The organism is Streptomyces sp. NBC_01232 (assembly GCF_035989885.1).
GTDB lineage: Bacteria > Actinomycetota > Actinomycetes > Streptomycetales > Streptomycetaceae > Streptomyces.
Map to the genome: position 1 here is coordinate 2,452,224 of NZ_CP108518.1, position 20,545 is coordinate 2,472,768.

General features: G+C 72.0%; 20 protein-coding genes and 1 riboswitch. Of the genes, 10 read left to right on the forward strand and 10 right to left on the reverse strand.

Translation table 11 applies throughout. The features are described 5' to 3' along the window. The first annotated feature begins 73 nt into the window (after positions 1-73). Both OG444_RS11530 and OG444_RS11535 read left to right on the forward strand, forming a co-directional pair. On the forward strand, positions 74-700 hold the full coding sequence (locus tag OG444_RS11530; RefSeq protein WP_327262072.1) for a DUF4126 domain-containing protein: 627 nt from the start codon (positions 74-76) through the stop codon (positions 698-700). A gap of 37 nt (positions 701-737) precedes the next feature. Further along, positions 738-2,156 (forward strand): phytoene desaturase family protein, encoded by a 1,419-nt coding sequence (locus OG444_RS11535; RefSeq protein WP_327262073.1) that lies wholly within the window; start codon positions 738-740, stop codon positions 2,154-2,156. 16 nt (positions 2,157-2,172) lie between these two features. Here the strand turns inward: OG444_RS11535 and OG444_RS11540 are convergent, their stop codons facing one another. The 5 genes from OG444_RS11540 to OG444_RS11560 all read right to left on the reverse strand — a co-directional run bounded on the left by OG444_RS11540 (position 2,173) and on the right by OG444_RS11560 (position 6,519). Next, positions 2,173-3,033, reverse strand: a complete 861-nt coding sequence (locus tag OG444_RS11540) for a hypothetical protein (RefSeq protein ID WP_327262074.1) — start codon at positions 3,031-3,033, stop codon at positions 2,173-2,175. Positions 3,034-3,084: 51 nt separating this feature from the next. Next, on the reverse strand, positions 3,085-3,999 hold the full coding sequence (gene metF, locus OG444_RS11545; protein ID WP_327262075.1) for a methylenetetrahydrofolate reductase [NAD(P)H]: 915 nt from the start codon (positions 3,997-3,999) through the stop codon (positions 3,085-3,087). 121 nt (positions 4,000-4,120) lie between these two features. Then, a complete protein-coding gene (gene thiE, locus OG444_RS11550; RefSeq protein ID WP_327262076.1) occupies positions 4,121-4,756 on the reverse strand; it encodes a thiamine phosphate synthase in 636 nt (211 codons plus the stop codon). Between the two features lie 85 nt (positions 4,757-4,841). Further along, the gene (locus tag OG444_RS11555; RefSeq protein ID WP_030724382.1) at positions 4,842-5,207 is read right to left on the reverse strand and encodes an Rv2175c family DNA-binding protein; all 366 of its coding nucleotides are present in this window, start codon (positions 5,205-5,207) and stop codon (positions 4,842-4,844) included. A gap of 91 nt (positions 5,208-5,298) precedes the next feature. Beyond that, entirely contained in the window at positions 5,299-6,519 is a 1,221-nt protein-coding gene (locus tag OG444_RS11560; protein WP_327262077.1) for an NAD(P)/FAD-dependent oxidoreductase, read from the reverse strand. 81 nt (positions 6,520-6,600) lie between these two features. Next, positions 6,601-6,712: riboswitch (TPP riboswitch) on the forward strand. On the opposite strand from OG444_RS11560, the gene thiO reads away from it, so the two are divergent. The 6 genes from thiO (at position 6,710) to OG444_RS11590 (ending at position 13,689) form a co-directional block, all read left to right on the forward strand. Beyond that, positions 6,710-7,897 (forward strand): glycine oxidase ThiO, encoded by a 1,188-nt coding sequence (thiO, locus tag OG444_RS11565; RefSeq protein WP_327262078.1) that lies wholly within the window; start codon positions 6,710-6,712, stop codon positions 7,895-7,897. It overlaps the preceding riboswitch by 3 nt. Further along, positions 7,894-8,094 (forward strand): sulfur carrier protein ThiS, encoded by a 201-nt coding sequence (thiS, locus tag OG444_RS11570; protein WP_327262079.1) that lies wholly within the window; start codon positions 7,894-7,896, stop codon positions 8,092-8,094. The genes thiO and thiS overlap by 4 nt, the downstream gene beginning before the upstream one ends. Before the next feature lie 5 nt (positions 8,095-8,099). Beyond that, complete coding sequence (locus OG444_RS11575) at positions 8,100-8,894, forward strand: thiazole synthase (RefSeq protein ID WP_327262080.1); 795 nt, start codon at positions 8,100-8,102, stop codon at positions 8,892-8,894. A gap of 1,366 nt (positions 8,895-10,260) precedes the next feature. Then, positions 10,261-12,180 (forward strand): Stk1 family PASTA domain-containing Ser/Thr kinase, encoded by a 1,920-nt coding sequence (gene pknB, locus OG444_RS11580; RefSeq protein WP_327262081.1) that lies wholly within the window; start codon positions 10,261-10,263, stop codon positions 12,178-12,180. A 9-nt stretch (positions 12,181-12,189) separates the two neighbouring features. Continuing rightward, positions 12,190-13,047 (forward strand): deoxyribonuclease IV, encoded by an 858-nt coding sequence (locus OG444_RS11585; protein ID WP_327266744.1) that lies wholly within the window; start codon positions 12,190-12,192, stop codon positions 13,045-13,047. Between the two features lie 90 nt (positions 13,048-13,137). Beyond that, a complete protein-coding gene (locus OG444_RS11590; protein ID WP_327262082.1) occupies positions 13,138-13,689 on the forward strand; it encodes a DUF4396 domain-containing protein in 552 nt (183 codons plus the stop codon). Positions 13,690-13,733: 44 nt separating this feature from the next. On the opposite strand, the gene OG444_RS11595 is transcribed toward OG444_RS11590, so the two are convergent. After that, positions 13,734-14,366, reverse strand: a complete 633-nt coding sequence (locus tag OG444_RS11595; RefSeq protein ID WP_327262083.1) for a sulfite oxidase-like oxidoreductase — start codon at positions 14,364-14,366, stop codon at positions 13,734-13,736. 200 nt (positions 14,367-14,566) lie between these two features. On the opposite strand from OG444_RS11595, the gene bfr reads away from it, so the two are divergent. Continuing rightward, positions 14,567-15,043, forward strand: a complete 477-nt coding sequence (gene bfr, locus OG444_RS11600) for a bacterioferritin (protein ID WP_327262084.1) — start codon at positions 14,567-14,569, stop codon at positions 15,041-15,043. 29 nt (positions 15,044-15,072) lie between these two features. Here the strand turns inward: bfr and OG444_RS11605 are convergent, their stop codons facing one another. Continuing rightward, entirely contained in the window at positions 15,073-15,339 is a 267-nt protein-coding gene (locus OG444_RS11605; RefSeq protein ID WP_327262085.1) for a (2Fe-2S)-binding protein, read from the reverse strand. A 165-nt stretch (positions 15,340-15,504) separates the two neighbouring features. Then, entirely contained in the window at positions 15,505-16,860 is a 1,356-nt protein-coding gene (locus OG444_RS11610) for a class II 3-deoxy-7-phosphoheptulonate synthase (RefSeq protein ID WP_327262086.1), read from the reverse strand. Between the two features lie 340 nt (positions 16,861-17,200). Between OG444_RS11610 and OG444_RS11615 the strand changes: the two genes are divergently transcribed. Further along, positions 17,201-19,099, forward strand: coding sequence for an anthranilate synthase family protein (locus tag OG444_RS11615; RefSeq protein WP_327262087.1), 1,899 nt, complete (start codon positions 17,201-17,203; stop codon positions 19,097-19,099). Positions 19,100-19,140: 41 nt separating this feature from the next. On the opposite strand, the gene OG444_RS11620 is transcribed toward OG444_RS11615, so the two are convergent. Further along, entirely contained in the window at positions 19,141-19,434 is a 294-nt protein-coding gene (locus OG444_RS11620) for a hypothetical protein (protein WP_327262088.1), read from the reverse strand. A gap of 80 nt (positions 19,435-19,514) precedes the next feature. Further along, positions 19,515-20,510 carry a 2-hydroxyacid dehydrogenase gene (locus OG444_RS11625; RefSeq protein WP_327262089.1) on the reverse strand — a complete coding sequence of 332 codons (996 nt, stop codon included), beginning with the start codon at positions 20,508-20,510 and terminating at the stop codon, positions 19,515-19,517. Positions 20,511-20,545 lie beyond the last annotated feature (35 nt).

The window sequence follows — 20,545 nt, forward strand, 5'->3', positions numbered from 1 at the left end:
ACGTGGGTGAGGGGATGACCGCCGTGCGGCCGTCCCCTCACTTTTCTGCGTTCCCGTACGGCATGATGATCCGATGAGTGTGCTCCCCCTGGTCTTCACCAGCGGCTGGGCCAGTGGGATCAACGCTTACGCCGTGGTCCTCCTGCTCGGCATCTTCGGCCGTACCGGCCTGACCGAAGAGGTCCCCGCGTCGCTGCAACGCACGGACGTGCTGGCCGTCGCGGCCGTGCTGTTCCTGTGCGAGGCGATCGCCGACAAGGTCCCGTACATGGACTCGATATGGGACACCGTCCACACGGTGATCCGCCCGGTGGCCGGTGCCGTGATCGGTGCGCTGCTGGCCGGGCAGAGTGGCTCGCTCTCCGACATCACCGCCGCCGCGGTCGGCGGCTCCACGGCTCTGGCCAGCCATTTCGTCAAGGCCGGCACCCGAATGGCGATCAATACGTCGCCCGAGCCGTTCACGAACGTGGGGATGAGCATCGCCGAGGACCTCGGCGTGGCCGGTCTCGTCTCCTTCGCGATGTTCAACCCGGAGGCCGCGGCGATCATCGCGGCCGTGCTGCTGGCCGTCGGACTCGCGATACTGATCTTCCTCTGGAGCCGGATCCGCCGCTTCCTCCGCCGCCGCGCCCAGCGCCGCGAGGAGAAGCGGCTGGCCACCGAGGCCCGCGAGACCACCGGGGCCCCACCCCACTGACCACAGGGCCACCACCTGGGTCGATAGGCTCGGCCGCATGGCACGAATTGCGGTGATCGGCGCCGGCATGGGCGCGATGGCGACGGCGGCCCGGCTGGCCGTGGCGGGGCACCTGGTGACGGTGTACGAACGCGGGACGACCTACGGCGGAGCCGTGGGCCGGTACGAGCGCGACGGCTTCGCCTTCGACACCGGCCCCGGACTGCTGCACCTGCCGGCCGTCTACCGCGACCTGTTCGTGAAGACCGGCAAGCGGCCGCTGGAGACGTGCGTCGACATGGTCCAGGTGGACCCGGCCGTCCGGCACGTGCTCCCCCACCACGGAATCGACGTCACCCTCCCCGGCGCCTCGCACGGCGGTGTCGCCGCCGCCCTGGAATCCGCCTTCGGCCCGGGCGCGGGCGAGCGCTGGAACGCCGTCCTGGGACGCGCCCGCGACGCCTGGGACGCCACCCGGCGCCCGCTCCTGGAGGAACCGCTGCGGCCCGGCGCCCGGCAGACCCTCGGCGGCGACCCGTATCCGGCCCTGCGCAGGAGCGGCCTGCTGCGCCGCCGCCCGCCCACCCTCGCCGAGATGGCCGACCGGGAGCTGGGCGGCGCCCTCGCCGACGTGCTGACCGGCGTGGTGCGCGGGTACGGGATCGACCCCGCCACCGCACCCGCCTCGGCGGCCGTGCTCCCGTACATGGAGCAGACCTTCGGCAGCTGGTACGTGCGCGGCGGGATGCGGGCCCTGGCCACCGCCGTGTACGAGCGCTGCCTGGAGCGCAAGGTCGCCTTCGTCTTCGGGGCGGAGGTCCGGGAGGTCCTGGTGCAGGGCGGCCGGGCGGCCGGTGTGCTGCTGGCCGACGGCAGCGAGGCGGCCGCCGACTCCGTCGTGTGCGCGATCGACCCGCGGCAGCTGCCGGCCGGTTCGCTGCCATGGCCGCCGGAGGCGGTTCCAGCCCGCGGGGACGGCGTACCCTCCCGGCTCGCGCTCCTGCTGGCGCTGCGCGGCGCACGCCCCGCCGCGGCGGTGCACCGGACCCTGGTCCACTCCCCCGGGGCGCAGGTCACCGTCCTGCGCCCGGACGATCCGGCCACCCGGCCCGACGGGGAGCACGAGGCGGTCACCGTGAGCGCCGTGCACGGGCCCGGGACCTCGAAGCCCACGGAGCTGCTGAACCTCGCGGAGAAGGCCGTACAGGGCCTGCGGGAGCGGTTGTTGTGGCACGAGGTGCGCACCCCGGCCGACATCGGGGCGGCGACGGGTGCGCTCGGCGGCGCGGTGCCCCCGCCCGCCCTCGCGGGGGCCGGGGGCCGGCTGCTCCATCCGGCCAACTCCACGGCCGTGCCCGGGCTGTACCTGGCGGGCGGCTGGGCCCACCCCGGCGGCGGGCTGCCGCACGCCGGGATGACCGGGGCCCTGGTGGCCGGACTGATCGTGGAGGGCGCGGACTTCCGCGGCTCCCAGTGACCGGCGGCGGAGGCCGTCAGTAGCGGTACTGCTCGTACCCGCCCTGCTGGGGGTACGGGTACTGCTGCGGCGGCTCGCCCTGCTCGTCCATCGGGTAGGCCTGGCCGGCCCCGTCGGTGGACCGCTGCTGCGGGACCCAGACCCCGCCGGGCGGGGTGTCCGTGGAGTACTGCTGCTGCCCGTAGTCGGCGTACGGGGTGTAGTCGTACTGCTGGGGCGGGGCGACGCCACCGCCGGTGCCGATGTACGGGTCCGAGTAGGCGGCGTAGACCTGCTGCTGGTCGCCCGTCCCGTAGCCGCCCGAGTAGTCGTAGCCGCCCTGGTTCGACTGGTCGTAGTACGCCGCGTACTGGTGGGCGTCCTGCTCGGCGGTGGTGAACGGCGAGGCGAAGGCCGCCGTCCGGTCGGCCTCGGGGGCCGACGCGAAACTCTGTATCCCGTAGGACCCGGTGTCCTCCGGCACCGGCTCCGGGCTGTAGACCTCTTCGGCCCGGTCCCGGAGCGGGCGCTCCTGCGCGGCCCCGTCACCGTCCTCGTACTCCAGCGCGGTGACCTGGAGCGCCGGCTCCTGCTTCGGCTCGCCACCGGCCCGGCGGCGTCCCGTCTGCCGTACGGGCTCCCCGCCACGGCGCAGCGCCCAGCCGGCGACGAAGCCCTTGCGGAAGGAGAGCGTCACCAGGGTCTGGCCCACGGCGAACGCCAGCGCGCCGGCACCGATGACCGGCACCGACGGCAGGATCACCCCGGCGACCACGCCGAGGAAGCCGGCGAAGGCGAGCAGGCGCCAGCGGAGCCGGGCCTTGTACTGCATCAGGACCTCGGCAAGCAGCCACAGCGCGACGAAACCGAACGCGATGTAGAGGACCGTCATTCCCATGCATGGGCCCCTCTCGGTACGGCCGCCGGCGCGGGAACGGGGGACGGCCGATCAGGCCCGCTGGTGCAGGCCCAGGTTCTCGTAGATTTCGAGAGTCGCCGTGGAATTGTTGAGCGTGATGAAGTGCAGACCCGGGACACCCTCGGACAGCAGTCGCGCGCAGAACTCCGTGGCGAACTCGATGCCAATGGAGCGTACAGCGGCCGGGTCGTCCTTGACCGCGAGCATGCGCTCTTTCACGTCCGCGGGGAAGACCGCGGTGCTGAGCTGGGGCAGTCGGTCGAGCTGCTTGATACCCACAACAGGCATGACCTCGGGGATGATCGGGGTCTCGCAGCCCGCCTTCTCGACGCTGTCGCGCAGCCGCAGATAATTCTCGGGATCGAAGAACATCTGGGTGATCGCATAGTCCGCGCCCGCACGGCACTTGTCCACGAAGTGCCGGATGTCCGTATCCCAGTCGCTCGATCGCGGGTGCATCTCGGGGAAGGCCGCGACGCCGACGCAGAAGTCTCCGGACTCCTTGAGCAGCCGCACCAGATCGGCCGCGTAGTGCACGCCCTCGGGGTGCGCCACCCAGTCGGCCATCGGGTCGCCCGGCGGGTCGCCGCGCAGGGCGAGCATGTTGCGGATCCCGGCGTCGGCGAACTGGCCGATGACGTGGCGCAGCTCGGCGATGGAGTGGTCCACGGCGGTGAGGTGCGCGACCGGGGTCAGCGTGGTGTCCGCCGCGATCTCCTGGGTGGCCTTGACGGTGCCGCCGCGGGTGGAGCCTCCGGCTCCGTAGGTCACGGAGACGAAGCTCGGGGATACCGCCTCGACCCGGCGCAGGGCGTTCCAGAGGTTGCGTTCGCCCTTCTCGGTCTTCGGAGCCCAGAACTCGAACGAGTAGGAGCGCCCGGACGCGAGGAGGTCGCGGACCGTGTGTGCACGATCCGACCAGGTGGAAGCGGTACCAGAAGCCATGGGGGCAGGTTAGACGCGGCCCGGCGGACACCGAAGCCCTGTCCATGCTTTGGACACGTTTTTGGACACCTGGGGGCCAGCTCTGGCCGAAAAGCAGCCCGCGAGGGGCGGTGGGCCGGGCTCAGGCGAGCCGGTCGCGGACCCGCTTGGCGAGCTCGGCGGCGGCCGCGCCGGGGTCGGTGGCCTCGGTGAGTGCGCGGACGACCACGATGCGGGTGGCGCCGGCGTCCAGCACCTCGTCCAGGTTCGAGCCGTCGATGCCGCCGATGGCGAACCAGGGGCGGTCCTGCTCCAGGGAGGCCGCGTACCGGACCAGGTCGAGGCCGGGGGCGTGGCGGCCGGGCTTGGTGGGGGTGGGCCAGCAGGGGCCGGTGCAGAAGTAGTCCACGCCGGCTTCGGCGACGGCCGCGTCGACCTCGTCCTCGGCGTGGCAGGACCGGCCGATCAGCACCCGCTCGCCGAGGACGGCGCGGGCGGCGGGGACGGGGATGTCGCCCTGGCCGAGGTGCAGGACGTCGGAGCCGATGGCGTGGGCGACGTCGGCCCGGTCGTTCACGGCGAGGAGCCTGCCGTGGCGGCGGGCGGCCTCGGCGAAGACCTGGAGGTGTTCGAGCTCCTCGCCCGCCTCCATGCCCTTGTCGCGGAGCTGGACGATGTCCACGCCCGAGGACAGGACGGCGTCGAGGAACTCGGGAAGGTCACCCTGGCGCTTGCGGGCGTCCGTGCAGAGGTAGAGCCGGGCGTCGGACAGCTGCATGGGTGTACCCCCCGTGATGGAGGCGGTGTACGGGCCGGGCCGCGGCCGTGGGCCCGTACACCGCTGTGGAGCGAAGACGATCAGGTCAGAGGGCGAGCGCCTGAGCGCGGCGCTTCACCTCCGTGCCGCGATTCTCGCTCAGCGCCTGCACGGGGGTGCCGGGCAGGGTCGGATCCTCGGTGAAGAGCCACTCCAGGATCTCCTCCTCGGTGAAACGGTCGTCGCGCAGCACGGTCAGCAGACCGACGAGGCCCTTGACGACCTTGTCGCCGTCGATGAAGGGGGCCGGCACCTGCAGGGAGCGGTTCTCGCCCCGGCGGACGGCGATGAGCTGCCCTTCCTTGACCATCTGGCGGACCCGGGTCACCTCGATGTTCAGCATCTCCGCGATGTCGGGGAGGTACAGCCATGAGGGGACAAGGGCATCGATCTTTGCGTCAATCTCGGTCACAGGCACAAGCCTGCCATCTCGGCTCCGCCGCCGGTACCTGAGCGGCCCCGTCCGGGTCGCGGCCCGTGGCGGGGCGGAGCCCGGACGACGGTCAGGCCACTGCGGACTTCAGCGGGACCGAGGGGTCGCCGGCCTTGGCCGGGTCGAGAGGGACGGCCGTCTCGATGAGCTTGCGGCCCTGCGCCAGGTCGCGGGGGCGTCCCACGGCCAGGACGGCGACCAGGACTCCGTCCCGGAGCCAGCACACCGACCAGGAGGGGCCGGCCGGGTCGCCGCGCAGGAGCAGGGTGTCGGCCTCACCGTGGTGTCCGGCGTACTGCACGAAGCGCCCGAACTGCTCCGACCAGAAGTACGGCACCGGGTCGTAGACCTGGGCCTGCTCCCCGGCCAGAATGTTCGCCGCGACCGTCCGCGGCCCCTGGAGCGCGTTGTCCCAGTGGTGCACGAGCAGCCGCTTCCCGTACCGCCCGGACGGGAAGGAGGCGCAGTCGCCGACCGCGTACACCCCGGGCAGGGAGGTACGCAGGTACGCGTCCGTGGTGATCGAGCCGTCGGGTCCGCGCTCCACCGCGGTCCCGGCGAGCCAGCCGGTGGCGGGACGCGCGCCGATGCCCACCACCACCGCGCCGGCGGGCAGGACGCGCCCGTCCGCCAACAGGACCCGGCCCTCCTCGATCCCGGCGACCTTCGCCCCGGTGATCAGCTCGGCGCCGGCCTCCTCGTACCAGCGCGCCATCGGCCCGGCGACCTCGGCGGGCATCGCCCCCGCCAGCACCCGGTCCGCCGCCTCGACCACGGTGACCTCACAGCCGGCCTCGCGGGCGGCGGTGGCGAACTCGGCGCCGATCCAGCCGGCCCCGACGACCACGGTCCGGGGCGCCGTCGCCAGCACCGGGCGCAGCCGGGCCGCGTCGTCCAGCGTGCGCAGCAGGTGGACGCCCGGGACGCCCTCGGTCCCGGGCAGGGTCAGGGGCTGCGCGCCGGTCGCCAGGACGAGCACGCCGTACGGGACCGGTCCCGCCTCGGTGTCCAGCTCGTGGTCGGCGGCGCGCAGTCCGGTGACCTCGGTGCCGAGCCTGAGGTCGATGTCGAGCCCTTCGAAGTCCACGTCGAAGGCGGAGTCCTCGGCCTTGCCGAGGAGGACCGCCTTGGACAGCGGGGGCCGGTCGTAGGGCTGGTGGGGTTCGGCTCCCAGCAGGGTCACCGGGCCGGTGAAGCCCTGTTCGCGCAGGGCGACCGCGGTCTGCACCCCGGCCATTCCGGCGCCGACGATCACGACGCCGCGCTGATTCTGTTCCGTCTGCTCGCTCACCCGGCCACCCTAATCATCTGACGCTCCGTCAGGAATAGGTGCCGCCTTACCCGCCCTCCACGGCCGGGTTAGTCTGGCCACCGTACCTATCGCGGGAGTCCGGCGCACCGGGCTGAGAGGGAGGCTGGCCGGCCTCCGACCGTACGAACCTGATCCGGGTCATGCCGGCGAAGGGAGGGGCTGGACGCCCATGCACTCATCCCGAACACCCCGAACATCCCGAAACGGATCCGACGTCCTCGTCGTCGGGGGCGGAATCATCGGCCTGGTCACCGCCTGGCGGGCCGCCGCGCGCGGACTGCGCACCGTACTCGCCGACCCCGCGCCCGGCGGCGGCGCCGCCCAGGTCGCGGCCGGCATGCTCGCCCCCGTCACCGAACTGCACTACGGCGAGGAGGCCCTGCTCGGCCTCGGCCTCGCCTCCGCCGCACGCTATCCGCAGTTCGCCGCCGAGCTCGCGGAAGCGAGCGGCGGCATGGACATCGGCTACCGCGCCTGCGGCACCCTCGCCGTCGCCCTCGACGCCGACGACCGCCTCCACCTGCGCGAACTGCACGCACTGCAGCGCCGCTGCGGCCTGGAGTCCGAGTGGCTCACCGGCCGCGAATGCCGCCGCCTGGAGCCCATGCTCGCCCCGGGCGTACGCGGCGGCCTGCGCGTCGACGGCGACCACCAGGTCGACCCCCGCCGGCTCGCGGCCGCCCTGCTGGCCGCCTGCGAACGCTCCGGCGTGACCATCCACCGCGCGGCCGCGGAGCGGCTGCTCACCACCGGCGACCGGGCGACGGGCGCCCTCCTCGACGACGGCACCGAGCTGCTCGCCGATCAGGTGGTCCTGGCCGCGGGCTCGCTCACCGGTCGGCTGGCCGGAGTACCGCCGGAGGTCGTGGCCCCCGTACGGCCGGTCAAGGGCCAGGTCCTGCGGCTCACGGTGCCGGCCGCCTACGCGCCGTTCCTGTCCCGGACCGTACGGGCCGTCGTGCGCGGCAGCCACGTCTACCTCGTGCCGCGCGAGAACGGTGAACTCGTCGTCGGCGCCACCAGCGAGGAACTCGGCTGGGACACCACCGTCACCGCGGGCGGGGTCTACGAACTCCTGCGCGACGCCCACGAACTGGTCCCCGGCATCACCGAACTCCCGCTCACCGAGACCCGGGCGGGACTGCGCCCCGGATCCCCCGACAACGCCCCGCTGCTCGGCCCGACCGACCTGCCGGGCCTGCACCTGGCCACCGGGCACTACCGCAACGGGGTACTGCTGACCCCGCTCACCGGCGAGGTCCTCGCCGAGCTGCTGGCCACCGGCGAACTGCCGGAGATCGCGCGCCCCTTCACCCCCCGCCGGTTCTCCGCCGCACGTCAGGAGTCGTACGCATGACCATCTCCGTCAACGGCGAGCCGCGCGAGGTCGCGGCCGGAGCCACCCTCGACACGGTGGTCGCCGCCCTGACCACGGCCCCCTCCGGGGTCGCCGCCGCGCTCAACGAGACCGTGGTCCCGCGCGGACAGTGGCCGGCCACCGTCGTGGGCGAGGGCGACCGGATCGAAATCCTGACCGCCGTACAGGGAGGCTGACCGGCATGGCGGACGACCTCTTCACCCTCGGCGGACGGACCTTCTCCTCCCGCCTGATCATGGGCACGGGCGGCGCCCCGAGCCTGGACGTCCTGGAACGCGCACTGGTCGCGTCCGGCACCGAGCTCACCACGGTCGCGATGCGGCGGCTGGACCCCACGGTCCAGGGCTCCGTCCTGTCCGTGCTGACCAAGCTGGGCATCTCGGTCCTCCCCAACACGGCGGGCTGCTTCACGGCGGGCGAGGCCGTCCTCACGGCCCGGCTGGCCCGGGAGGCGCTCGGCACGGACTGGATCAAGCTGGAGGTGGTCGCGGACGAACGGACCCTCCTGCCCGACGGCGTCGAACTGCTCGACGCCGCCGAGATCCTGGTGGACGAGGGCTTCACGGTCCTCCCGTACACCAACGACGACCCGGTGCTCGCCCGGAAGCTGGAGGACGTGGGCTGCGCGGCCATCATGCCGCTCGGGTCCCCCATCGGATCCGGCATGGGCATCCGCAACCCGCACAACTTCGAGCTGATCACGGAGCGCGCGTCGGTCCCGGTCATCCTGGACGCGGGCGCGGGCACGGCGTCCGACGCCGCGCTGGCGATGGAACTGGGCTGCGCGGCGGTGATGCTGGCCTCGGCGGTGACCCGCGCGCAGGAGCCGGTCCTCATGGCGTCGGCCATGCGGGACGCCGTCTCGGCGGGCCGCCTCGCCTTCCGTGCGGGCCGCATCCCCCAACGCCGCTTCGCGGAGGCCTCGTCCCCCACGGAGGGCCGCGCGACCCTGGACCCGGAGCGCCCGGCGTTCTGAGGGGGCGGGGCGAAGGCGAAGGGCGGGGCGGGAGAGCGGGGTCGGTCGGTGGGGCGGGCTTCGGGGGCGGCGGGAGCCGCTGGGGCGGTGGTCTGGGATGTGTATGGGGGTTTCCCGTCAGTCTCATCGTCTCTCCGGTTCGGGCCGGCCCCTCAAGGGCGCTCCTCCTTCGTCGTCGCGTCGCTGCGCGATGGCCTTCGGCCACCCTTGACCGACCGTCCCGCCCCGGACATACGAAGACTGCCGGGAAACCCCCAAAGGAACGGGCCGGGCATTCCTTTAAGGGGCGGGGCGGCCGGAGAAGCCCTGCCCGGTCGGGGGAAGGCACATCCCAGAGGCGGGGCCCATCCCGCACACCGGCCGGGACGGGGGTAGCGCAGCAAATCGCTACGCGCTCCTCATCCTTTAGCGTCTCCAGCCCGTCTTGGGCCGTACATAGGCCGCCCACGGACCTCGGTCCGTCTCACGAGATGCGTCCGACGACCGTCCGGGGCCGTTGAACGGGATTGACGGCTGATTCCCCGGCTATTTCGTCGTGGATCCGGGTCAGGGCAAAAGTGACATCGCACACCCATCATCAAACAGGGGCAATTGGGGCAAACCACCAGCCTTTTGGGTCGCCGACGCACGCTGACCCGACTCCACGACGGAATGGCCGCTGTCAGACGTCTTTCCACCCCGGACAGCCCTCGGACGCCCTCCATGAGGGGCACTGGGGACTCTTGGGCGGCCTATGACCAGCTCCAGACGGTCGCCGGACGCATCTCGTGAGACGAACCGAGGGCGTGGGCGGCCTATGTCCAGCCCCGGACGGTCGTCGGACGCTGAGACGTGCGGAGCGCGTAGCGATGGGAGGCGCTACCCCCGACCCGGCCGGTATTGCGCATGGGCCCCGCCTCGGGGAAGTGCCCCTTCCTCCGACCGGGCAGGGCATCTCCGACCGCCCCGTCCCTGTCTTGATGGCCCGGCCCGTTCCTTTGGGGGTTTCCCGGCAGTCTTCGTATGTCCGGGGCGGGACGGGCGGTCAAGGGTGGAGCGCAGCGACATCGCGTAGCGACGCGACCGTAGGGAGCGCCCTTGAGGGGCCGGCCCGACACGGAGAGACGATGGGACTGACGGGAAACCCCCATACGCATCTCCGATGCCGGTCGATGAGATCCCGCACACAGAAGCCGCCCCGCCCCTGTCCGGCCCCGCCCTCCGCCACCCCCGCCGCCGAAGCCGCCCCGCGTCCGTCCGGCCCCGGCCCACCAGGGCCCGCCTTCCAGAACCACCCCTCGCCCGGCACCCCGCCCCCACGTCACAGCTGCGCTGCAAGCCGCCCCGCCCAGGACGGCGCCTGCGGCGCGGCTCGTAGAATCGGCGGGTGGATACGACCCTGGATGACCCCCTCGTCGGGCGCGTGCTCGACGGCCGCTACCGCATCGACGCCCGCATCGCGGCCGGCGGCATGGCCACGGTCTACCGGGCCGTCGACACGCGCCTCGACCGGGTGCTCGCCCTGAAGGTGATGCACCCTGCCCTCGCCGCCGATGGCGCCTTCGTCGACCGGTTCATCCGGGAGGCGAAGTCCGTGGCCCGGCTCGCGCACCCCAATGTGGTCGCCGTCTTCGACCAGGGCACGGACGGGCCTTACGTCTACCTCGCCATGGAGTACGTCTCGGGCTGCACCCTGCGCGACGTGCTCCGCGAGCGCGGCGCGCTCCAGCCCCGCGCGGCCCTCGACATCCTCGAACCGGTCCTCGCCGCCCTCGGCGGCGCCCACCGGGCCGGCTTCGTCCACCGCGACATGAAGCCCGAGAACGTCCTGATCGGGGACGACGGCCGGGTGAAGGTCGCCGACTTCGGGCTGGTCCGGTCGGTCGACTCGGTCACCAACACCACGGGCTCCGTCCTCGGCACCGTCTCCTACCTGGCCCCCGAGCAGATCGAGAACGGCACCACCGACACCCGCGTGGACGTCTACGCCTGCGGTGTCGTGCTCTACGAGATGCTCACCGGCTCCAAGCCCCACCTCGGCGGCACCGCCGCGCAGGTGCTCTACCAGCACCTGAACGAGGACGTGCCGCCCCCGTCCGCGGTGGTCCCCGGGCTCCCGGTCGGGCTCGACGAGCTCGTCGCGCACGCCACGGCCCGCAATCCCGAGCTGCGCCCCTACGACGCGGCCGCCCTGCTGGGTCTGGCCCGTGAGGCCCGTGCGCTGCTCAGCGACGCCGAGCTGGACGCCGTACCGCCGCAGGCGCGCGCCGAGGAGCGGTCCTCCGCCGAGGACCGGACCGGTGTGATCCCGCGTCCGGTGGCCGCCGCGCAGCAGCCGGTGCAGCACACTTCCCGCCTGGAGATGCCGCCCGCCCCGCCCGCGCCCCCCGCCCACCGGTCGGCCGCCGCCGCGCGGCGGCCCCGCCGCGGGGTGCTGCTCGTCGTCGCGGGCGTGCTGCTCGCGCTCGGGCTCGGTGTGGGCGTCTGGTACATCAACTCCGGCCAGTTCACCAAGGTCCCGAACCTGCTCGGCAAGACCGAGGAGCAGGCCCGTTCGCAGCTGTCGGCGGCCGGGCTCGGTGTGAAGGGGGTGGACCGGAAGTTCAGCGAGTCATTCGACCGCGGGACGGTGATGAACACCGATCCCCCGGGCGGCCGGCGGATCCGCGGCAACGGCGCGGTGACCATCACCATCTCCCGCGGCCCCGAGGTCGTGGCCGTGCCCAACCTGAAGGGCCGGCCCCTGGAGGAGGCCAATGCCGAGCTGACCCGGTCCGGGCTGGCGCCCGGCATGGTCACGCAGGCCTTCAGCCAGGACATCGCCCAGGGTTCGGTGATCAGCACCAATCCGGCGGGCGGCGAGAAGCGGGCGCCCGACACGGCCGTCTCGCTCGTCGTCAGCAAGGGCCGCCCGGTGCCGGTGCCGAGCGTGACCGGGCTCCCCGTCGACCAGGCGAAGGCCGCCCTGGAGGCTCTGGGCCTCAAGGTCGCGACGGCCCCCGAGCAGGTCAACGCCCCCACCGCCGCCGGTACGGTCGCCAACCAGTCGGTCGGCGCCGGCACCCAGGCCGCGGCCGGGGACACGGTCACGCTGACCGTGTCCAAGGGCCCCCGCCAGCTTCCGGTCCCGAACGTGACCGGTCAGGACGTGGACGCGGCCCGCAAGGCGCTGGAGGCCGCCGGCTTCAAGGTGAAGGTCGACCGGCCGCTGATCTCCTTCAGCAACACGGTGGACACCCAGTCGGTGCCGGCCGGACAGAGCGCCCCCGAGGGCAGCACGATCACCATCAAGACCAAGGGGCTGTAACTCGTGGTGCTGCGCAATCCAGTGGGCGGGCACGTCCCCGTGGCCGGTGGGCTCGCCTCGGTCGGGCTGCCCTACGCCCGGGAGATGGGCGCGGAGGCCGTCCAGGTCTTCGTCGCCAATCCGCGCGGCTGGGCCACCCCGGTCGGCAGTCCCGCGCAGGACGAACGGTTCCGGGCGGAGTGCGCGGCCGAGTCGATCCCGGCGTACGTGCACGCCCCGTACCTGATCAACTTCGGCTCGCACACCGAGGCGACCGTGGAGAAGTCGGTGGAGTCCCTGCGCCACTCGCTGCGCCGCGGGCGTGAGATCGGTGCGCTCGGGGTGGTCGTGCACACCGGGTCGGCGACCGGGGGCCGGCCGCGGGAGGTGGCGTACGCGCAGATCAGGGAGCACCTGCTGCCGCTGCTGGACGAGCTGACGCACGACGACGACCCGTTCCTGCTGCTGGAGTCGACGGCCGGGCAGGGCTCCTCGCTGTGCTCGCACGCCGAGGACTTCGGCCCGTACTTCGACGCGCTCGACCGCCATCCGAAGCTGGGCATCTGCCTGGACACCTGCCACATCTTCGCGGCGGGTCACGACCTGGCGGAGCCGGGCGGGACGAAGCTGATGCTGGACCTGCTGGTGGACACGGTGGGCGAGGGCCGGCTGAAGCTGGTCCACGCGAACGACTCCAAGGAGGGCGTCGGCGCCCACAAGGACCGGCACGCGAACATCGGCCAGGGGCACATCGGCAGGGACGCCTTCGCCGAGCTGATCACGCATCCCGCGATGGACGGCGTACCCCTGATCATCGAGACGCCGGGGGGCAAGGAAGGGCATGCGGCGGACGTGGCGCTGCTGAAGGAGCTGCGCAGCTCGCAGTGATCCACTGACTCCTTGAGGAATACCCCAGGGGGGTATACGGTTCGGTCATAACGACGGACCGCTACCCGGCGTTCCCACGAGGGGGTTGTCATGGAGCAGAAGCACGAGGGCCACGAAGGTCACGAGGGCCACCAGCACCACGGGCACGAGCAGCACGGGCACGAGCAGCACCAGGTACACGGCCACGCACACGGCGCCGGCGGACCGGTCAGCTGGGGCATGGCCGCCCGGGCCACCCTCCACTGCCTCACCGGATGCGCCATCGGCGAGGTGCTCGGCATGGTCATCGGTACCGCGCTGGGCTGGGGGAACGTCCAGACGATGATCCTGGCGATCATCCTCGCGTTCTTCTTCGGCTACGCGCTCACCCTGCGGGGGGTCCTCGCCGCAGGTGTTGACCTGCGTACGGCCATCCGGGTGGCTCTGGCCGCCGACACCCTCTCGATCGCCGTCATGGAGCTGATCGACAACGGGGTGATCGCCCTGTGGCCCGGCGCGATGGACGCACACCTGTCGGATCCGCTGTTCTGGATCGTCCTGGCGATCGCGCTCGCGGCCGCCTTCGTGATCACGACCCCGGTCAACAAGTGGATGATCGGCCGCGGCAAGGGGCACGCGGTCGTGCACCAGTACCACCACTGAGCGGCCACCACCGGGCGGCCGTCGGGTGAGCGCCGGGGCGCCCCCTACAGTTCGGGGCCCTCCCCGGGCTCCTCCTGGTACGAGTAGCGCTGCTCGCGCCACGGGTCGCCGATGTTGTGGTAGCCGCGCTCCTCCCAGAAGCCCCGGCGGTCGGCGGTCATGTACTCGATGCCGCGGACCCACTTGGGGCCCTTCCAGGCGTACAGGTGCGGAACCACCAGCCGCACCGGGAAACCGTGTTCGGCGGTGAGCAGTTCACCGCCCTCATGGGTGGCGAAAACGGTCCGCTCGGAGGCGAAGTCGGCCAGCCGGAGGTTGGAGCTGAAGCCGTACTCGGCCCACACCATCACGTGCGTGACCTGCGGTGCGGGCGGCGCCAGGGCGAGGACCTCACGGGCGAGCACACCGCCCCATTCGGCGCCCTGCATGCTGAACTTCGTGACGCAGTGCAGATCTGCCACGACGGAGTCGAACGGCAGGGCCGTGAACTCCTCGTGGTTCCAGCAGTGCTTGTCCCCGTCGGCCGTCGCGCCGAAGACGCGGAACTCCCAGCGGTCCGGCTTGAACTTGGGTACGGGCCCGTAATGGGTGACCGGCCAGCCCCTCTGCAACCGCTGCCCCGGTGGAAGCTCCAGCTGCTCTGCTCCCGGAGATTCCCGGCTTTCCGGCTGACCCATGAGTCCATGGTGACAGACTGGGCAGGGTGGTCATGACCAGGTCTGGGCCGATTCGGGCAAGTCACGGCAACTCCCACTAAGGAGGCACTTACTGGACGGCCCTCAGTGGCGGTGCAAGGATGCGCGCACATCCCCCAGTTACGGCTGGGAGGTGCCCCCAGCCCCGTCATTGATGACATTGCCTGGAAGGAGCCTCTGCGATGCAGGGCGACCCCGAGGTCCTTGAGTTTCTGAACGAGCAGCTGACCGGCGAGCTGACGGCCATCAACCAGTACTGGCTGCACTACCGCATCCAGGACAACAAGGGCTGGACCAAGCTCGCCAAGTACACGCGTGAAGAGTCCATCGATGAGATGAAGCACGCGGACAAGATCACCGAGCGCATCCTGATGCTCGACGGCCTCCCGAACTACCAGCGCCTCTTCCACGTGCGCGTCGGGCAGACGCTCACGGAGATGTTCCAGGCGGACCGCCAGGTCGAGGTCGAGGCCATCGACCGGCTCAAGCGGGGCATCGAGGTCATGCGCGGCAAGGGCGACATCACCTCGGCCCGGCTCTTCGAGGAGATCCTGGAGGACGAGGAGCACCACATCGACTACCTCGACACCCAGCTGGAGCTCATTGAGTCCATGGGCGAGCCGCTCTACATCTCACAGCTGATCGAGCAGCCGAGCTGACCCCTCAGGGCTTCCGGGCCTCGGAACCTCTAGGCCGCTTCCGCCAGCTCCGCCGAACGGCTCGAACCCGGGTCCGCGGCGAGCACGGCCGCCGCCTCGCCCTTCTCCAGCAGCTCCCGGCGCGGGCACGCCCCACGGCCGAGGATGCCCTGGATGGTGCGTACGCACGAACCGCAGTCGGTGCCGGCCTTCGTGGCCGAGGCGATCTGGCGCGGGGTGCAGGCCCCGGCAGCCGCGTGCTCCTTGACCTGCTTGTCGGTGATCCCGAAGCAAGAGCAGACGTACACGCGGTTCACCTCCCAGGGCGGAATGGTTCTGCGGTTCGGCGAGCCATCCCCATTTCGGTGAGGCTTACCTAACCGTACCCAAAGTTAGGGTGACCTAAAAGCCCTGGATACGACAGTGGGGCGCGGATCACATCGATCCGCGCCCCACTGTCGTACGAAGGTACTGACTGATCCCTACTGGTCGCGGTACATCTCGGCGACCAGGAACGCCAGGTCCAGGGACTGGCTGCGGTTGAGCCGCGGGTCGCAGGCCGTCTCGTAGCGCTGGTGCAGGTCGTCGACGAAGATCTCGTCGCCGCCGCCCACGCACTCGGTGACGTCGTCACCGGTGAGCTCGACGTGGATGCCGCCCGGGTGGGTGCCCAGCGCCTTGTGGACCTCGAAGAAGCCCTTGACCTCGTCGAGCACGTCGTCGAAACGGCGCGTCTTGTGGCCGGAGGCCGCCTCGAAGGTGTTGCCGTGCATCGGGTCGGTGACCCAGGCGACGGTCGCACCGGACGCGGTGACCTTCTCGACCAGCTCGGGGAGCTTGTCGCGGACCTTGTCGGCGCCCATGCGGACGACGAAGGTCAGCCGGCCCGGCTCGCGCTCGGGGTCCAGGCGGTCGATGTAGGTCAGCGCCTCGTCCACCGAGGTGGTGGGGCCGAGCTTGATGCCGATCGGGTTGGCGATCTGCGAGCAGAACTCGATGTGCGCGTGGTCCAGCTGACGGGTGCGCTCACCGACCCAGACCATGTGGCCGGAGGTGTCGTACAGCTTGCCGGTACGCGAGTCGGTGCGGGTCAGCGCGCCTTCGTAGTCGAGCAGCAGCGCCTCGTGGGAGGCGTAGAACTCGACGGCCTTGAACTCGGCCGGGTCGGTGCCGCACGCCTTCATGAAGTTCAGGGCGTTGTCGATCTCCCGGGCGAGCTGCTCGTAGCGCTGGCCGGAGGGGCTCGACTTCACGAAGTCCTGGTTCCAGGCGTGCACCTGGCGCAGGTCGGCGTAACCACCGGTGGTGAAGGCGCGCACCAGGTTGAGGGTCGAGGCGGACGCGTTGTACATCCGCTTCAGCCGCTCGGGGTCCGGGATCCGGGCCTCTTCGGTGAAGGCGAAGCCGTTGACGGAGTCGCCGCGGTAGGTCGGCAGGGTGACGCCGTCGCGGGTCTCGGTGTCCTTGGAGCGCGGCTTGGAGTACTGGCCCGCGATACGGCCGACCTTGACGACGGGCACGGAGGCGGCGTAGGTCAGGACGGCGCTCATCTGGAGCAGCGTCTTCAGCTTGGCGCGGATGTGGTCGGCGGAGACGCCGTCGAAGGCCTCGGCACAGTCGCCGCCCTGAAGGAGGAACGCCTCGCCCTTGGCGACGGCTCCCAGACGGGCGCGCAGCTGGTCGCATTCACCCGCGAAAACGAGCGGGGGATACGACTCGAGGTCCGCGACGACAGCGCGCAGGGCCTCGGCATCGGGGTACGAAGGCTGCTGCGCCGCGGGAAGGTCTCGCCAGGTCGCCTTGGCGGCGGGGGCTTGGGTTTCAGCGTTCACGGTCACCTCGTACACATTACGGCGTCACAGGCCGCGTTCGGCCCCCCGCCCACAACGTGAGACGAACCGGCTCAAAGGTTCCGGGCGCCCAGCGGAACGGAATCCATGGTTCAGCCCACGCCGTGAGACGGATCCTGCGCCGCGGGACCGCCCTGGGCTAAGGTGGCGGCCATGTACGCGCTCTCGCACCAGAACTGGTGGTGGCCCGCTCCCGGCGGTCCACTTCTCGCGCGTACCTGAAGACACGCACGACGCGAAGGCCGCCCCGAGGGGCGGCCTTCCGCGTTTCCGACTGCGATGTCGGATCCCGGGCGGCGGCTCCTCCCCCCGGAAGGACGCTCCGCCCATGGCAACCAGCCCGCTCAGCCCTCTGAGCCGACTGCTCGACCCCTCCTGCCCGCCGTTCGCCCTGCTGCGCCGGCGGACCCCCGGCCGCGACCACGACACCGTCGAGGTGCTGATCGGGCAGGTCGGCGAGGTCGAGCGGCTCGCCGACCTGCCCGTCGGCGAGCTGCCCACCCTCGCCCTCGTCCCCTTCCGGCAGATCCGCGAGCGCGGCTTCGACGTGCGCGACGACGGGACGCCGCTGAGCGTGCTGGCCGCCGAGGAGGCGTACGAGATCCCGCTCGCCGAGGCGCTGGCCGCGCTGCCGCGGCACCCCGTGCGGGTCGACGGCGGGGGCTTCGACGTCCCCGACGAGGAGTACGCGGCCACCGTCCGCCGGGTGATCGAGGACGAGATCGGCCGCGGCGAGGGCGCGAACTTCGTCATCCGGCGCACCTACGAGGGCCGCATCGACGGCTTCGGCCGGGCGGACGCACTCGCGCTGTTCCGGCGTCTGCTGGAGGGCGAGCGGGGGGCGTACTGGACGTACGTCGTGCACACCGGGGAGCGGACGCTGGTCGGGGCCAGCCCCGAGGTGCACGTACGGATGTCCGGCGGGACGGTCGTGATGAACCCGATCAGCGGCACGTACCGCTATCCCGCCGGGGGGCCGACGGCCGAGTCCCTCCTCGATTTCCTCGGCGACCGCAAGGAGACCGAGGAACTGTCGATGGTCGTCGACGAGGAACTGAAGATGATGTGCACGGTCGGCGACATGGGCGGGGTCGTCGTCGGACCGCGGCTGAAGGAGATGTCCCACCTCGCGCACACCGAGTACGAGCTGCGCGGCCGGTCCTCGCTGGACGTGCGGGAGGTGCTGCGCGAAACCATGTTCGCGGCGACGGTGACCGGGTCGCCGGTGCAGAACGCCTGCCGGGTGATCGAGCGGTACGAGACGGGCGGGCGCGGCTACTACGCGGGTGCGCTGGCCCTGCTGGGCCTGGACTCCGCCGGGGCGCAGACCCTCGACTCCCCCATCCTGATCCGTACCGCCGACATCGCGGCGGACGGCGCGCTGCGGGTGCCGGTGGGCGCCACGCTGGTGCGCCACTCCGACCCGGCGGGCGAGGTGGCGGAGACCCACGCGAAGGCGGCGGGGGTGCTGGCGGCGCTCGGGGCACGGCCGGCCGCGCCGCGCCCGGCGTTCGAGGGTGCCGCCCTGGCGGACGACCCCCGGGTCCGGGCGGCCCTGGCGGCGCGCCGCCAGGACCTGGCGCCGTTCTGGCTCCGGATGCAGGAGCGGCCGCCGTCGGTGACCGGGCGCGCGCTGGTGGTGGACGGTGAGGACACCTTCACGGCCATGCTGTCCCACGTCCTGCGGGTCGCCGGGCTGGAGGTGACCGTACGCCGCTACGACGATCCGGGGCTGCGGGCCGCGGCCCTGGCCTGGGAGGGCCCGGTCGTCCTGGGCCCCGGCCCGGGCAATCCGGCCGATGCGGCGGACCCCAGGATGCGGATGCTGCGCGCGCTGGCGGCCGACCTGCTGGCCGGGCACCGCCACGGTCTGGTCGGGGTCTGCCTGGGTCACGAGCTGCTGGCGGCCGAGCTGGGCCTGCCGCTGATCCGCAAGGCGGAACCGGCGCAGGGGGCGCAGACCCGGATCGATCTGTTCGGGGCCGAGGAGGTGGCCGGCTTCTACAACACGTACACCGCGCACTGCGACGACGCCCGTGCCGCCCGGCTGGCCGCGGAGGGGGTGGAGGTCGCGCGGGACCCCGCCACGGGCGAGGTCCACGCGCTGCGCTCCCCGGTCCGGGGCTTCGCGGGGGTCCAGTTCCACCCCGAGTCGGTGCTCACCCTGCGGGGCGCGGACCTGCTGCGCGAGCTGCTGACCGGCATCCGGGCGGTGGCCCCGGCCTGAGGCGTGGCGTGCCGGGCGGGCGGGCCGGGCCCCTGGGGTGGTCAGCTCGTCCGGCGCTCGATGCCTTGGGAACCGCCGGAGCGGAGGTGGCGCGCCAGCTGCCAGGTCAGGACCGGCCCCAGCACGGCCAGCCCGCACAGGAGGGCGGTGACGTTGCCGGTCGCCATCGCCACCGACACCGCGGCGCCGACCAGGTGATCGGCGAAGGTCAGCCACGGGTCCACCCGCCGGCCCGGCTCGGCGCGGAGGGCGGGCCGCAGGGCCCGGACGGCGTAAACGAGCTGGATGGCGGCGAAGGCCGGCATGATCCAGCGGAACACGGTAGGGACGTCCACGTGGCCGAATCTAAGCCCCGCCCCGGCCCGCCGGTAATGACCGTATGCCGAAGTCCGGGTGAACTCGCGGATCCGGGAGCCTATGCGGACGGGACGAGGGTGTTCCCGGAGCGGCGGCCGGCGAGGTAGTCCGCCACGTTGGCGACGGTGGTGTCGATGATCTGGCCCACCGCGTCCGTCGTGTAGTAGGCCTGGTGGGAGGTCACGACGACGTTCGGGAAGGTGACCAGCCGGGCCAGGGTGTCGTCCCCGACCGCCTCCAGGGACTTGTCCTGGAAGAAGACGCCGGCCTCCGCCTCGTACACGTCCAGGCCGACGCCCGTGAAGCGGCCCTCCCGGAGCTCGTCGACCAGCGCCTCGGTGTCGATCAGCCCGCCGCGGCTGGTGTTCACCAGGATCGCGTCGTCCCGCATGCGCCGCAGCGCCGCCGCGTCGATGATGCGCCGGGTGGACTCGAGCAGCGGCACGTGCAGGCTGACCAGGTCGCTGGAGGCGAGCAGCTCGTCCATGTCCACGTACGTCATGCCGAGCTCCACGCAGGCCGGGTTCTGCACCGCGTCCCAGCCCAGCAGGCGCATGCCGAATCCGTGCGCGATCCGGGTGAACGCCTCCCCGATCTTGCCGGTGCCCAGTACGCCGGCCGTGCGGCCGTGGAAGTCCCGGCCCATCAGCCCGTTCAGCCGGAAGTCGAAGTCCCGGGTGCGGTTCGACGCCCGGACGATCCGCCGGTTCACTGTCATCGCGAGGGCCCAGGCGAACTCGGCGACCGAGTAGGGCGAGTAGTACGCGACCCGGCTGATCGTCATGCCGAGGCGCCGGGCCTCGTCCAGGTCGATGTTGTTGAAGCCGGTGGAGCGCTGGGCGATCAGTTTCGTGCCGCCCGCCGCCAGGACCCGCAGCACGCGGCCGTTCAGATCGGCGTTCACGCTGGAGGAGACGATCTCGTACCCGGCGGCGATCGGTGCGGTGTCCTCGCCCAGGAAGACGTCCAGGCAGCGGACCTCGTGCTGCCCCGCGAAGGCCCGCTCCAGGAGCGGCTTCTCGTCGGCGGTCACACCGAACGCAAGGATCTCCACGCTTGCTCCCGCACCTCGAACCATGGGCCGTTTGT

Bases quoted from the DNA above. Each gene is read 5' to 3' on its own strand.
- OG444_RS11530 (WP_327262072.1), top strand. From the start codon at position 74: ATGAGTGTGCTCCCCCTGGTCTTCACCAGCGGCTGGGCCAGTGGGATC.
- OG444_RS11535 (WP_327262073.1), top strand. From the start codon at position 738: ATGGCACGAATTGCGGTGATCGGCGCCGGCATGGGCGCGATGGCGACG.
- OG444_RS11540 (WP_327262074.1), bottom strand. From the start codon at position 3,033: ATGGGAATGACGGTCCTCTACATCGCGTTCGGTTTCGTCGCGCTGTGG.
- metF (WP_327262075.1), bottom strand. From the start codon at position 3,999: ATGGCTTCTGGTACCGCTTCCACCTGGTCGGATCGTGCACACACGGTC.
- thiE (WP_327262076.1), bottom strand. From the start codon at position 4,756: ATGCAGCTGTCCGACGCCCGGCTCTACCTCTGCACGGACGCCCGCAAG.
- thiO (WP_327262078.1), top strand. From the start codon at position 6,710: ATGCACTCATCCCGAACACCCCGAACATCCCGAAACGGATCCGACGTC.
- thiS (WP_327262079.1), top strand. From the start codon at position 7,894: ATGACCATCTCCGTCAACGGCGAGCCGCGCGAGGTCGCGGCCGGAGCC.
- OG444_RS11575 (WP_327262080.1), top strand. From the start codon at position 8,100: ATGGCGGACGACCTCTTCACCCTCGGCGGACGGACCTTCTCCTCCCGC.
- OG444_RS11590 (WP_327262082.1), top strand. From the start codon at position 13,138: ATGGAGCAGAAGCACGAGGGCCACGAAGGTCACGAGGGCCACCAGCAC.
- OG444_RS11595 (WP_327262083.1), bottom strand. From the start codon at position 14,366: ATGGGTCAGCCGGAAAGCCGGGAATCTCCGGGAGCAGAGCAGCTGGAG.
- bfr (WP_327262084.1), top strand. From the start codon at position 14,567: ATGCAGGGCGACCCCGAGGTCCTTGAGTTTCTGAACGAGCAGCTGACC.
- OG444_RS11615 (WP_327262087.1), top strand. From the start codon at position 17,201: ATGGCAACCAGCCCGCTCAGCCCTCTGAGCCGACTGCTCGACCCCTCC.